The organism is Constrictibacter sp. MBR-5 (genome assembly GCF_040549485.1).
Lineage (GTDB): Bacteria > Pseudomonadota > Alphaproteobacteria > JAJUGE01 > JAJUGE01 > Constrictibacter.
Window position 1 is genome coordinate 47,963 of sequence record NZ_JBEPTK010000017.1, and the last position, 13,286, is coordinate 61,248.

Below are 13,286 nucleotides of genomic sequence, written 5' to 3' on the forward strand. Positions count from 1 at the left end.
ATGCACCGAGCCGGACTGATCGGAGGAATGGCCTTACTCGCCGTACGCGCCGGGATCGGGACGGTCCTTGCCGGCCGCAGGCCCCGCCTCGACGTCGAGACGCGGCTGGACGCGCTGGTGCGGCACGACCTCCCCTTGAAGGCTCGGGTGGAGATCCGCTGGAACCATCATCACGTGCCCTTCATCGAGGCGGGCGACGATCGGGATCTCGCCGTGGGGCTCGGCGCGGTGCATGCGCATCTTCGCCTCGTCCAGATGGAGTTCATGCGACGCGCGGCACGGGGGCGGCTGGCCGAGGTCCTCGGACCGGCGACGGTCGGGCTGGACGGCATGCTCCGGACGCTGGGGCTGGGCCGCGCAGCGCCGCCCGCGGTCGCGGCCTTGCCGGCCGAGACGCACGAATGGCTCGCGGGGTTCGCCGACGGCATCAACGCCCAGATCAGCGCCATGCGCGTTCGGCCGGAGGAATTCCGCGTTCTCGGAATGCGCGCCGAACCGTGGAGCATGGAGGATCTGGTGGCGGTCGGGCGGCTCGCTGCGACCGACTTCAGCTGGCGGGTCTGGCACCGCCTCCTGCGGCTGCGCCGGCGCGAGGACTGGCCTCAGATCTGGCAGCGCCTGATGCGGGAGGGCTTCGTACCGAGTTTTTCCGGCGCGGGCTCGGGCGAAGGCGGACCCGGCGCACCGCTCCTGGCCGGGCTGGGCCGCGGCGGAAGCAACTCGTTCGCGATCGCCGCCGGTCGAAGCGCCACCGGCGCCGCGCTGATCGCCAGCGACCCGCATCTTCCCATCGCCCTGCCGAACCTCTGGCTGATCGCCGGCATGAAGTCGCCCGGATATCACGCGGTCGGACTGATGATTCCCGGGGTGCCGGTGGTCGCCCTGGGCCGCAATCCCTGGATCGGATGGGGCGGAACGAGCCTGCACGCCGCCAGCAGCGACCTGATCGACGTGACCGGCCTCCCCGACGACGCGATCGCGGAGCGCCGGGAGCGGATCCGCGTCCGATGGGGCAAGGCCCGCGAGATCACCGTCCGCGAAACGCCCTACGGGCCGATCATATCCGACGTGTCCATGCTCGACATGCCCGCCGGCCGCAGGCTCGCCCTGCGCTGGATCGGGCACCGGCCGAACGACGAGATCACGGCGATGCTCCGGCTCGCCCGCGCGCGCGACTGGGACGGGTTCATGGACGCGATCGACGGCTTCGCGGTCCCCGCCCAGAACATGATCTACGCCGACCGCGAGGGTCGCGTCGGACAGGCGATGGCGGCGCACCTGCCCCGCCGCCCGCAGGGCGCGCCGACGGACTTGGTCGTCGGCATGGATGTCGATGCGCACTGGCGCGACCTGGCGACCGCCAAGCATCTGCCGTCGACGGTCGATCCCGCAGCCGGTTTCGTCGCCTCGGCGAACGACCGTCCCGACGCCGCGGCGATGCCGGTCGGCTTCTTCTTTTCGCCGGACGAGCGGGTCGATCGCCTGCGCTCGATCCTAGGCGCCGCCGACCACCTGACGGTCGAGGATCTGCAGGCGCTGCAGCGGGACGTCTCGATGCCGTCGTCCCTGCCGCTGCGCGACGCGCTGCTGCGGGCCGTCGGGCCGCCCGGTATGGCGGATGCCGACGTCCGGCGGCTCTGTGCGGCGCTGCGGGACTGGGACGGTCGTCACACGGCGGAATCGGCCGGCGCCCTCGCCTTCGAGGTGCTGATCCATCACTTCCTGAAAGCGCTGCACGGCGAGAGAGACTTCGCGATCTACAGCGCCACCTGGGACGCTCTGACCCTGCTCGGCCAGGACCTCGCGACGCTGCCGGCAGACAGGCTGTCGGCCGCCGCGAGGGAGGCGGCGCGTCGGGCGGCGCGGGTCACGAAGCGCCACCGGAACTGGGGCGACATCCACCGGCTGCGGCTGTCGCACGGCCTTTCGATCCTGCCCGGGAGCGGTCGTCGCTACCGCTTCGCCGATCTGGCCGTCGGCGGCGGCAACGAGACGGTGATGAAGACCGCCTACGGGCTCGCGGCGGGCCGGCACGCCGTGCGGCTCGGCGCCAACGCCCGGCACGTTTCGGACCTCTCCGACCTCGACGCCAACCGTTTCGTACTGCTCGGCGGCCAGGACGGCTGGCTCGGCAGCACGACCTTCCTCGATCAGCTGCCCCTCTGGCGTAACGGCGACTATATCGCGGTGCCGATGCGGCCGGAGACGGTGCGCCGCGACTTCCGACGCCTGACGGTTCTCAGCCCGAAGGACCCCGCAGAAACCGCGCGGACACGGCCGGCGCGCTCATGATCCGCGCGACGCCGCTTCTCCGGGCCTACGCGGCGTTCCGTGGCCGGCAGCTCGGGCGCATGGATCCGGCACGGGCACAGCGCCGGCAGTTGCAGCGTCTCGTGCGGCAGGCGCGGACGACCCGCTTCGGACGCGATCACGGCTTCGGCGAGATCCGAAGCGTCGAGGACTTCCAGGACCGCGTGCCGCTGCGCCGCTACGAGGATTTCTGGGCCGCATATTGGCAGGACGGCTTTCCGACGCTCGACGACGTCACGTGGCCGGGACGCATCCCCTATTTCGCCGTCACGTCCGGCACCACCACCGGCAAGCAGAAATACATCCCCGTGTCACGCCGGATGGTGTCGGCCAACAGGCGCGCGGTGCTCGACCTGCTGACGTTCCACCTCGCCGCCCGCCCCGACAGCAGGGTACTGGACGGCAAGAACTTCATGCTGGGCGGCAGCACCGCCATGGCGGAGGAGGCGCCCGGCATCTTCGCGGGCGACCTCAGCGGCATCGCGGCACGCGAGGTGCCGCGCTGGGCGCGGCTCTTCTACTTCCCTCCCCCCGATCTCGCGCGGATAGCCGACTGGGAAGAGAAGATGGCGGCCCTCGGCCCGCGGTCGCTGGAAGAGCCGATCCGGACCGTCGGCGGGACGACCAACTGGATGCTGCTGTTCTTCGACCAGTTGGCGCGGCTGCGGCCGGACACGCCGGGAAGGCTCGCAGACCTCTACCCGGCCCTGGACCTCGTCGTCTACGGCGGCGTGAGCTTCGCCCCGTATCGGGGCCGCTTCGAGCGGCTGCTCGAGGGGAGCCGCGCCGAGCTGCGCGAGGTCTATCCGGCGAGCGAAGGATTCATCGCCGTGGCGGACCGCGACCCCGGCGACGGGCTGCGGATGCTCCTCGACAACGGGCTGTTCTTCGAGTTCGTGCGGACCGCCGATCTGCAGTCGGCCACGCCGCCGCGCTTCTGGATCGGAAACGTCGAGCGCGACGTCGACTATGCCCTGCTTCTCAGCAGCTGCGCCGGCGTCTGGGCCTATGTGCTCGGGGATACCGTCCGGTTCGTCGATCTCGACCCGCCGCGCCTGCTGATCTCCGGACGCACCTCCTATTCGCTGTCCGCCTTCGGCGAGCATCTGATCGGCGAGGAGATCGAAAGGGCCGTGCTCGATGCCGCCTCCAACGCGATCGGCCAGCCCGTGAACGATTTCGCCGTCGGCCCGGTCTTCAACGAGAAGGGCGGCGGCACGCCCGGCGGCCACCTCTACGTGGTGGAGTTCGCGGGCCCGCCGCCGCAGCGGGAAGCACTCCGGGCGTTCGAGCGTCTGCTCGACGAACGCCTCTCCGCGCTCAACCAGGACTACCGGGACCATCGGGCGGGCGGATTCGGGATGGATCCGCCGAAGGCGGTCGCGGCGCCGGAAGGCACCTTCGCCGCCTGGATGCGCGAGCGCGGCAAGCTGGGGGGCCAGCACAAAGTGCCGCGGGTCATGAACGAGCCGGGCCGGATCGAGGAACTGGCCCGCTACGCCCAGGGCGCGGCCGGGGCGGGCGGCGGTACGGCATGAGCGACGGCGGATCGGACAAGGGTCCGGCGCCAAAGGCGATCCTCGGGCGCCTGATGCTGGAGTTCGGCCCCCTGCTGGCATTCTTCGCGGGCTATAAGGCGTTCGGCTTCATGCCTGCCACCAGCATCTTCATAGCGGCGATCGTCTTCTCGATGGGTTTCTCGTGGCTGCGCCGTCGCCGCCTTCCGGTACTGCCCGCCTTCACCGCGGCGGTCGCGCTCGCCATGGGCGGGCTGACGCTCGCCTTTCACGAGGAGCTCTTCGTGAAGCTGCGGCCGACCGTCATCAACGGGATCTACGCCCTCGGCCTCATGGGGTCGATGCTGCTGCACAAGCCGCTGCTCCGGCAGGTCTTCCAGGGAACGCTGCGGCTGACGGACAAGGGCTGGCGCGGGCTCACTTGGCGCGCGGCGATCTTTCTCCTTTTGCTGGCGGCCACGAACGAACTCGTCTGGCGCACGCAGCCGACCGACGTCTGGGTCAACTTCAAGGTCTTCGGCATCATCCCGCTGGACGTGCTCTTCGCCCTCTCCCAGTGGCGCTACGTGAAGCGGCACTGGCGAGCCGAGCCGGCCGCAGGACGCGGCACGGTCAGGTCAGGCGCTGCTCGATCCGGTCGACGATAGGCAGGATCCTCTCGCCGAGTGCGATCGCCTTGCCTACCACTCCGTGCAGCGGAATCCGCCGGATCGGCGTCACCGCGACATCCATCGACTCCGCCGACCGACCGCAGACCCGCTCGGCAACAAGCTTGCCGAGGGCGGTGCCGAGCGCCAGTCCTTCGCCGTTGTAGCCGAGCGCCACGTGCAGTCCGCGCTCCGGCTCGTGCAGGTGCGGCAGCGAATCCCGCGTGATCGCCACATGACCGGACCAGCCATACTCCCATTCCACCGCGTCGAGATGACCGAACAGCGCCCGTCCCGTGCGCCGCGCCGCACGGTGCAGCGCCGGGCCGCGCAGGCCGCGCGTGCCGCCAGGCCCTCCAAGGATCAGCCGTCCGCAGGGCGATATCCGGAAGGAGATCAGCGCCCGCCTGCGGTCCGACGCCACGTGCCGCTGCGGCAGGATCGCCGTGCGCATACCCTCAGGGAGCGGCCGGCTCGCGACCTGCGAGGCGCGCAGGGCGACGACGCTGCGATGCAGGCCGGGAATGAGCGAGCCGCTGTACGCGTTCGTCGCCACGACAACTGAAGCGGAGCGCACGTCGCCGCCATCGGTCTCCACGCGCCAGCCGTCGCGGCTGCGGTGCAGTGCACTCGCGGTGGTCCGCAAGCAAAGCCTCGCTCCGAGCGCGGTTGCCGCGCGGGCCAGTCCCCAGGCGTAGTTCAGGGGGTGGATGGAGCCGCCGCGGGCGTCGACGACCCCACCCCGATAGGCGGGCGTACCCAGCAGCACCACCGCCTCGTCCCGGTCGATCACCCGCACGGGCGCGCCGAGATCACGCCACTCCTGCGCCCATCGGCATAACGTTCTCATGCCGCGGGCGGTGGCAGCGGCCTGGACGGCGCCCGCGCGGACGGCGGCGCAGTCGATGTTCCACCTGGCGACGAGATCGAAGACGAGATCGGGGCCGCCGCCGCTCCAGGCCGCCAGCCGCGCGGCGGCCGCCGCGCTCAGGCGTCCTTCCAAGGCGGACGGCGGCGCCTTCAGTCCCGGCAACACCTGACCGCTCGACCGGCCCGTGGCGCCGCCCGCGAGATCGCCCGCCTCGATTAGGGTCACGCGCTGCCCGCGCTCGGACAGGTGCAGCGCCGCGGATAAGCCCGTGACGCCGCCGCCGACGACGACCGTATCAGCCTCGTCTGCGGAACCGACGGCCGTGCGCGGCGGCGCCTCCCCGGCCGTCGCGGCCCATAGGTTGCCGTTCAGCGGCGGCAGCCTCTCAGTGCGAATCGGATCCTCCGAACGCCAGGGCCGCCGATCGTCTGCCCCATGCTGCGGGACTGCCGGAGAATGCCCGATAGGATCGGCAGATCAGATCGAGGCGCTCGCGGTCCGCGGCGAGCGTTTCAACCGCCACCCAGCCGTTCCATATGGCCGCGATGCACCAGTCGGGGTCCCCGAGCCGCGCGCCCGGCAGCCGATAATGAAATGCGGGCCGGCTGCCGATCTTCTCCTTCGGAAGCCGACGGCGGACCCGCTCCTCGTCGAGGTTCAGGAACAGGGGAAGCATGTCGAGGTCACGGTTGCGGGTCGGATTGGCGTCGATGTAGGCGTCGATCAGCGCATCGGCATCGGGCCAGTAGGCAGGGTCCATGAGCCTGCGGCGGTAGGCTTCCGGATACGGCGCCGCAAAACCCAAGGTGCGCCGCAGACGCTTGGGCTGAAAGCTCTCGCGCAGCCAATCGTCGAGGCCCACGAACGCCTTCATGATCGCGACCACGGTTTCGACATCGCGCTTCGGAACCTCCGGATTCAGGTGAACGGCGAAGGCGAAGAGCGATCTTTCGAAAGTGCCGCTGGCGCCCGCCTTCCTCAGGACGTCGACGGCCCGCTCGAGCTTCGGAAGGTCGTGCATCGGCAGCGGCGCGGTGACGAATTCCGACGGCACGACATGGCGCGCGGCCTTCCCGACATATTTCGCGGACAGGGCCCGGAGACGCCCCATCCAACCGTCGTTCGGATCCGCCGGGTGGGCATAGCGGGTGTCGAGCTTCACGGTGAAGTCGCCGATCTCGGAGCCCGAGATCCGGACATCGTGGTCGTCCACGCTGCAGGACCGGCCGCCGAACGCTCCCTGCAGGGCGGACGCAGCGGCACGCGGGGTAATCGAGCCGAATTCCACTTCCACGCCCACGCAACGGGGCGCGCCCTCGTGACCGACGGTCACCGGCGGAAAGCGGAAGCCGGTGCGGTCGGTGATCGCCGACAGCGACATGGGCGTCGCATCGGCTTCGGTTGATCCGGCGGCACGATAGATCATCGCCTGCGAAACCGCAGGCTCGGGCCCGGGTTCCCGTCCAGCCGGGAACTTCGCGCGGAAGTCTCTGTTGCCGAAGTCTGCGGCGCCGGATGCCTTGGAAGCGCACAACCGATCCAGCGGCCGGACCGCCGGCATTCAGTTCCGCTTTAAGCCGCAAGGGAAAGAAGTGGCCCTATCGACATCGTCCAGCCGCGATCGTCCCGATCAAGGGCCCACGATGATCGTCGTCGGCCGCCCCGACCACCACGACAACCCGCGCCGACGGCAGTCGCCCGCCCGCCGGCGCCTAGCCCGGCGGTGGTTTCGCGCGGTCAGCGCCATGGCAGCCGCCCTGTTGCTTACCGGATGCGACGGCCCGCAGAGCGTGTTGGCGCCGTCCAGCGAGGACGCGCGCCTCATGGCGCTGCTCTCGTGGTGGTTCTTCGGTGCGGGCGCGCTGATTCTCGCCGTTACGTTGGGATTGCTGGTCATCGCCCTGAGCCTGGCGTGGCGGGGCGGCCAGTCGCGACCGATCTCCTTCCGCGCATCGATGGTGCTGGTCGTCTCGGGAGGCGTGGTGGCACCGGCGCTCGCCGTAGTGGCGGTGACGTACACGGGCGTCATGATCGGCGATGAGACCGAAGGCGCCGACGGTCGAAGCGCAACCGCTCCGACCGTCGAAGTCGACGGGCGCATGTGGTGGTGGGAGTTCCGCTACCTCGACAAGAACGGCGCGGTGATCGCCGTGACGGCTAACGAACTGCATCTGCCGGTGGGAGAGCGGGCGCGGTTGCGTCTGACGTCGGACAATGTGATCCACAGCTTCTGGGTGCCGAACCTGCAGGGCAAAACCGACCTGATCCCGGGCAAGGACAACGTGCTTTACGCACAGCCGGCTGTCTCCGGCGTCTGGCGCGGGCAGTGCGCCGAGTTCTGCGGCATGCAGCACGCTCTCATGGGATTCGTCGTCGTCGCTCAGCCCCGCCCCGCCTATGAAACATGGGTCGCAGACCAGGCCGCGGATGCTGCGGTGACCAGCGGCCCCGGGCTCGACGCATTCCTGAAAAACGGCTGCGGCGTGTGTCACGCGATCCGGGGCACCGCCGCCGATGGCCAGGCCGGTCCCGACCTCACCCATCTCGCCAGCCGGGCGACGCTGGCGGCCGCGACGCTGCCCAACACCCGTGGCAATCTCGGCGGCTGGATAACCAGCACTCACGAGGTCAAGCCCGGCGCCCTGATGCCCGCGATCGCACCCGAACCGGAGGAACTCCAGCACCTTCTCGATTTTCTCGGCGCGCTGAAATGAACGACATCGACCCCGCCCTCGACCTGCGCGCTCGCCGGACCGATCCGATTCACGAGGAGTTGGCGGAGATCGAGCGGACCTGGCTGTCGCCGCCGGGCTTCTTCGGCTGGTTCACCCATGTGAACCACACCAGCATCGGCCTGCGCTTTCTCGTTACCTCGTTCGCGTTCTTCCTGATCGCGGGGCTGCTCGGGCTGGCGATGAGGCTGCAGCTCGTCACGCCACTGAACGATTTTCTCGGCCCGGAGACGTACAATCAGGTGATGACCGTCCATGGGACGGCAATGATGTTCCTGTTCGCGATACCGGCGGTCGAGGGCGTCGCGATCTACTTCGTGCCGTTGATGATCGGCGCCCGGGATCTGGCGTTCCCGCGACTCAGCGCCTTCGGCTACTACATCTATCTCATCGGCGGGACGGTGTTCTTCGCGTCGCTCTTCGTCGGCATGGCGCCCGCCGCCGGATGGTTCAACTACGTCCCGCTCTCCGGTCCTGAATACGCCGAGGGACGGGGAGTGGACATCTGGGTGACGATGATCACCTTCATCGAGGTGTCGGCGCTCACCGCCGCCGTCGAGTTGATCGTCAGCATCTTCAAGCTGCGCGCGCCGGGCATGTCGCTGAACCGGATGCCGATCTTCGTCTGGGCCGCACTGGTCATGGCTTTCATGATCATGTTCGCGATGCCGTCGGTGATCGTCGCCAGCGCCATGCTCACCATGGACCGCCTCGTCGACACGCAGTTCTTCAATCCCGACCTCGGCGGCTCACCGCTCCTCTGGCAGCACCTCTTCTGGTTCTTCGGCCACCCGGAGGTCTACATCATCCTCGTGCCCGCGCTCGGCATCGTCACCACCATCGTGGTCACCTTCACCCAGCGCTCGGTCTTCGGCTACACGGCATTGGTGCTCGCGATCGTCGGCGTGGGCATGGTGAGCTTCGGACTCTGGGTCCATCACATGTACGCGACGGGCCTTCCACTGCTCGGACGCTCGTTCTTTCAGGCGGCCTCGTCGATGATCGCCATCGCGTCGGGCGTGCAGATCTACTGCTGGATCGCGACGATGTGGGGCGCCAGGATCCGCTTCGATACGCCGATGCTGTTCGTTCTCGGCTTCTTCGCGATCTTCGTGACCGGCGGGCTCACGGGGGTGATGGTCGCCTCGGTACCGTTCGACCGGCAGGTCCATGACACCTATTTCGTCGTCGCGCACTTCCACTACGTGCTGGTGGGTGGAGCGGTCTTCCCGTTGCTGGCAGGGCTCTACTACTGGTTCCCGAAGGTCACCGGCCGGATGCTCCACGAGCGCCTGGGGAAGTGGAGCTGCGGCATCGCGTTCGTCGGCTTCAACCTGACCTTCTTTCCGATGCACCAACTCGGACTGGAGGGGATGCCGCGGCGGATCTACACGTACCTGCCGGGCCTCGGCTGGGACTTCCTGAACCAGCTCGCCACCGTCGGTGCCTTCGTCCTGGCCGCCGGCTTCGCGCTGACCTTCTGGAACGTGTTCCGCAGCCTTCGGGCGGGCGACGCGGCGCCGGCGAACCCGTGGCACGCGCCGACGCTTGAGTGGGCGACGACCTCACCGCCGCTCAACTGCAATTTCGCCGAGCAGATCGTCGTGCGCAGCGACCAGCCGATATGGGACTGGGAGCGCACCGGCAGGCGCGCCGTGGTCGGGGGAATGCGCATCGACCGTCGCGAGACGATCGTGACGACCCTGTTGGATGCGCGGCCGCAGTCCGTGCAGATCCTCCCCACCCCGACGCCGTGGCCATTCTATTCCGCCGTTGTCCTGTCGGTCTGTTTCTTCGGTCTGATCTTCAGCCCGTGGTTCTACGTCGCCGGGATATTCGGCGCGTTCGCCACGTTCGTGTTCTGGTTCCTGCCGCGCAGGCGAAGCGAGGTGATTTGACCGACGCCGCCATCGAAACCGAGATCGCTGTCGACGCGTCCGGGCTGCCGCGCCTGACGCCACATACGCATCCGCTCTGGTGGGGCGTCCTGGGCGCCGTGGCGATCGAGGCCGCCGTCGTAGCCAATCTGCTCACGAGCTACTTCTACCTCATGTCGCAGAGCGAGACCTGGCCGCCGGCCGGGATCAAACCGCCGGATCCTTTCTGGGCGACAGTGGTTCTCTGCGTATTGCCGCTCAGCAGCGTGACCATGTGGTGGGCCGGACGCGGCAGTGACGCCGACCGGAAGACGCAGCTGGCCATGGGCGTGACGGCGAGCGTGGCGCTGGCGAGCCTCGCGCTCGTCTTCCGCTGGCTCCAGTTCGCCGCCTTCGGGGTGCGGTGGGACGAGCATGCCTACGGCTCGATCCTCTGGGCGATCACCGGCTTCCACTTCACCCATGTGGTCTCGGCGATCCTCGGAACCGCAGTCGTCGCCGTACTGGCCTGGATGGACTACTTCACCTCGGAACGACAGCTCGGCGTCGTCGTGGACACGCTCTACTGGTATTTCGTCGCCGCCGTGTTCCTGCCCATCTACCTGGTGCTCTATTGGGCGCCGCGCTGGTTGTGAGAGTCGGGAATGTCCGAGCGCACCCATGAGCGGTCATGTGAGGAGAGAGCAGACGACCTGATACTGGCACGCCAGGAAGGCAGGGAGGCACTCACGCCATGGGTCGGCTGGGTGCTGGCACCGGCTGCGTGGGCGCTGCACCAAGGGATCGGCTATGCGATGGTCACATGGCTCTGCCGCATCGACCGGATTTGGCCCTATCACGCGCTGACCGTCTTCTGCCTGGGGATCTGTAGCCTCGGCGCCCTGGCCTCGCTCCACGCGCTGCGCCGCTCGCGACGGATTCGGCCCGAACGCAGCCGACAGCGCATGCGGATGATGGCGCTCATCGGTCTCATGTTCTGCGCCGCAGCCCTGGGCGGGATCACCGTCGAGTATGTCGGATCGTTCGCGATCGAGGTCTGTGCCGGTGTCTGATCTCCGCCTCATCGTTCCGCTTCTCGTGCTGCTGTCGGCGGGGCCCGCCTCGGCGCATACGGCGCACGATGCCGGCTGGACCGCAGACCCGCTCGTGCTGCTCGCCATGGCCGCAGCGGGATCGGCCTATACGCTCGGGCTCCTCCGCCTGTGGCGACGGGCGGGGCCGGGGCGCGGCTTGCACGGGCTCCGCGTCACCCTGTTCGCTTTGGGGTATCTGCTCGCCGGAGGGCTTCTGCTCTCGCCGCTCGATACCTGGGCGGAGCGGCTGCTCTCGGCGCACATGATCCAGCATTTCGGCCTGATGCTGGTCGCGGCGCCACTGATGGTCCTGGGGCGGCCCGGACTGGCGTTCCTGTGGGCGGTGCCGGCTTCGCGCCGCGCTGCGCTCGGGCGTCTCGCCGGCGGTGCGGCGGGCCGGGCTTGGCGCGCGGCGACACATCCACTGGGTGCCTGGATGATCTATCTGGTCGCGCTCTGGATCTGGCACATGCCGGCGCTCCACCAATGGGCACTGCGCAGCGATGCCGTGCATGCAGCGCAGCACGCGAGCTTTCTCGGCGCGGCCCTGCTGCTCTGGACCGCCGTTCTGGAACGACCGCGGGCTGAGGGACGTGCCGGCGCTTTCTTCGCGGTGTTCGCGACGGCGGTTCACTCCTGCGCGCTGGCGGCGCTGCTGACGACGGCGCGGACCCTCTGGTATCCCGCCTATGCCGCCGGAGCGGGTGGGTGGGGCCTCACGCCGCTGCAGGACCAGCAGCTCGGCGGGCTGATCATGTGGGTCCCCTGCTGCGCCATCCTTCTGGGCGCAGCCGTCGCCGTCTTCGCCGGATTGCTGCGCGACGCGGAACTGCGCGCCGAGAGGTTCCCTCCGTGAAGCCGCTTCTGGTGTTGCTTGCGCTGGGCGTGCTTCTCGGCTGCGAGTTCGGCGGGAAAGACCGAGAGGCGGCCCGCACTCTCCTGGCGCAGCACGGTTGCGGCACCTGTCACGTCATTCCAGACACGCCCGGCGCGAACGGGCGCACCGGTCCGCCGCTGACCGCGATGGCACGCCAAGCCTATGTGGCGGGGGTGCTGCCCAACACGCGGGAGGCGCTGGCACGGTTCATCGCCGACCCGCAGGCGGTTGATCCCAGATCCGCCATGCCCGATGTCGGGATCACGCCGGACGAGGCCCGCCTTCTGGCCGACTATCTCTATGCCGTAGGGAGCGGGTCGTGAGGCGCGCCGTCCGGTTGACCCTCTTCGGACTGAGCGCTGTCGTCACCGCCGGTATCGCGGCGTTCGTGTTCGGCGAATTCTACAATCTCACCGCCATCCGCCAGCATCCGCTCTGGGTGTTCCGGGCGATCGCGGTCGGCCGCGACACGGTCGTGGCGCTGGACGCGCGCGATGTGGAGGTCCCCGCCGACTTCGCGCCGAGCGCCGACCCGGAGGGTGTCGCGCTCTACCGCAAGCATTGTGCCCAGTGTCACGGCGCACCCGGGGTCGCGCCGGCGGAGTTCGCTCTCGGCATGATGCCGGTGCCGTCGAACCTGGTCGCCGCGGCGCGCGACCGGCCGCCCCGGGAGATCTACTGGTTCATCCGCTTCGGCCTGAAGATGAGCGGCATGCCGGCCTGGGAGATGCGCATGAGCGATGCCGACATGTGGAGCCTGACCGCGCTGGTCGAGGCGCTGCCGAGCCTGTCGCCGGCGGACTACGCGGCGCTCGCGGCCGAGGTCCCTGACCGGACGGATGCCCTGGTGTCGGTGCAGTCGGAGGCGGCCGAGACGGCGACGGACACGGCGATCGGCGACCCCGAACGCGGTCGCATCGCCATGCAGGTGCATGCCTGTCTGCAGTGTCACATGATACCCGGACTGGTCGGGAAGCCCGACCTGCATGTCGGGCCATCCTTAGGCGAGGCGGGACGCCGTCGGTACATCGCAGGGGTGCTGCGGAATACGCCCGAAAACATGGTGCGCTGGATCATGGACCCTCAGGCGGTCGACCCGCTGAGCGCCATGCCCGACCTCGGAGTCCCCGAAGCCCTCGCGCGCGACATGACCGCGTACCTCTACACGATCTCCGGAAGACTGCCGCCCGGGCGATCGGGGACGCCGTAGCAATCCGGGGGTTCTCGAGCGGATGTGCTCATGGCCGGGGAACCGGTCGCACGTTTCCGTTTTCTAGACATCGGCGTGCGTCGACAGCCGACGCGCCAGGACGGAACAACAGGGTCTAAAGACTTCTTCGGGCAGCGGCAGTCGCCGGAAGTCGCGTTGGGCCACGGAGGTC

The 13,286-nt window shown here is 69.0% G+C and carries 12 protein-coding genes; 10 read left to right on the plus strand and 2 right to left on the minus strand.

The annotated features are described in order from the left end of the window. The first annotated feature begins 27 nt into the window (after positions 1-27). The 3 genes from ABIE65_RS23700 to ABIE65_RS23710 are packed head-to-tail and all read left to right on the plus strand — an operon-like array spanning position 28 to position 4,474. Entirely contained in the window at positions 28-2,292 is a 2,265-nt protein-coding gene (locus ABIE65_RS23700; RefSeq protein WP_354081245.1) for a penicillin acylase family protein, read from the plus strand. Then, a complete protein-coding gene (locus tag ABIE65_RS23705; RefSeq protein WP_354081247.1) occupies positions 2,289-3,848 on the plus strand; it encodes a GH3 family acyl-acid amido synthetase in 1,560 nt (519 codons plus the stop codon). Before ABIE65_RS23700 ends, ABIE65_RS23705 begins: the two co-directional genes overlap by 4 nt. After that, positions 3,845-4,474 (plus strand): inner membrane-spanning protein YciB, encoded by a 630-nt coding sequence (locus ABIE65_RS23710; RefSeq protein ID WP_354081249.1) that lies wholly within the window; start codon positions 3,845-3,847, stop codon positions 4,472-4,474. The genes ABIE65_RS23705 and ABIE65_RS23710 overlap by 4 nt, the downstream gene beginning before the upstream one ends. On the opposite strand, the gene ABIE65_RS23715 is transcribed toward ABIE65_RS23710, so the two are convergent. Further along, positions 4,440-5,810: an NAD(P)/FAD-dependent oxidoreductase gene (locus ABIE65_RS23715; RefSeq protein WP_354081298.1), complete on the minus strand. Its 1,371-nt coding sequence runs from the start codon at positions 5,808-5,810 to the stop codon at positions 4,440-4,442. The two genes, ABIE65_RS23710 and ABIE65_RS23715, sit on opposite strands and share 35 nt — an antisense overlap. After that, positions 5,731-6,771, minus strand: coding sequence for an amidoligase family protein (locus ABIE65_RS23720; protein ID WP_354081251.1), 1,041 nt, complete (start codon positions 6,769-6,771; stop codon positions 5,731-5,733). Before ABIE65_RS23720 ends, ABIE65_RS23715 begins: the two co-directional genes overlap by 80 nt. A 67-nt stretch (positions 6,772-6,838) precedes the next feature. Here ABIE65_RS23720 and ABIE65_RS23725 point away from each other — a divergent pair, with 67 nt between their 5' ends. From ABIE65_RS23725 to ABIE65_RS23755, 7 genes are read left to right on the plus strand one after another with little or no spacing between them, the layout of a single operon-like run. Then, positions 6,839-8,059 (plus strand): cytochrome c oxidase subunit II, encoded by a 1,221-nt coding sequence (locus ABIE65_RS23725; RefSeq protein WP_354081254.1) that lies wholly within the window; start codon positions 6,839-6,841, stop codon positions 8,057-8,059. Beyond that, positions 8,056-9,975, plus strand: coding sequence for a cytochrome c oxidase subunit I (ctaD, locus tag ABIE65_RS23730; RefSeq protein WP_354081256.1), 1,920 nt, complete (start codon positions 8,056-8,058; stop codon positions 9,973-9,975). The genes ABIE65_RS23725 and ctaD overlap by 4 nt, the downstream gene beginning before the upstream one ends. Further along, entirely contained in the window at positions 9,972-10,589 is a 618-nt protein-coding gene (locus tag ABIE65_RS23735; RefSeq protein ID WP_354081257.1) for a cytochrome c oxidase subunit 3, read from the plus strand. The genes ctaD and ABIE65_RS23735 overlap by 4 nt, the downstream gene beginning before the upstream one ends. 9 nt (positions 10,590-10,598) lie before the next feature. Beyond that, entirely contained in the window at positions 10,599-11,006 is a 408-nt protein-coding gene (locus ABIE65_RS23740) for a hypothetical protein (RefSeq protein ID WP_354081259.1), read from the plus strand. Beyond that, complete coding sequence (locus ABIE65_RS23745) at positions 10,999-11,883, plus strand: cytochrome c oxidase assembly protein (RefSeq protein WP_354081260.1); 885 nt, start codon at positions 10,999-11,001, stop codon at positions 11,881-11,883. The genes ABIE65_RS23740 and ABIE65_RS23745 overlap by 8 nt, the downstream gene beginning before the upstream one ends. Further along, entirely contained in the window at positions 11,880-12,227 is a 348-nt protein-coding gene (locus ABIE65_RS23750; RefSeq protein ID WP_354081262.1) for a c-type cytochrome, read from the plus strand. Before ABIE65_RS23745 ends, ABIE65_RS23750 begins: the two co-directional genes overlap by 4 nt. After that, positions 12,224-13,114 (plus strand): c-type cytochrome, encoded by an 891-nt coding sequence (locus tag ABIE65_RS23755; protein ID WP_354081264.1) that lies wholly within the window; start codon positions 12,224-12,226, stop codon positions 13,112-13,114. The genes ABIE65_RS23750 and ABIE65_RS23755 overlap by 4 nt, the downstream gene beginning before the upstream one ends. The last annotated feature ends 172 nt before the right edge of the window (positions 13,115-13,286 follow it).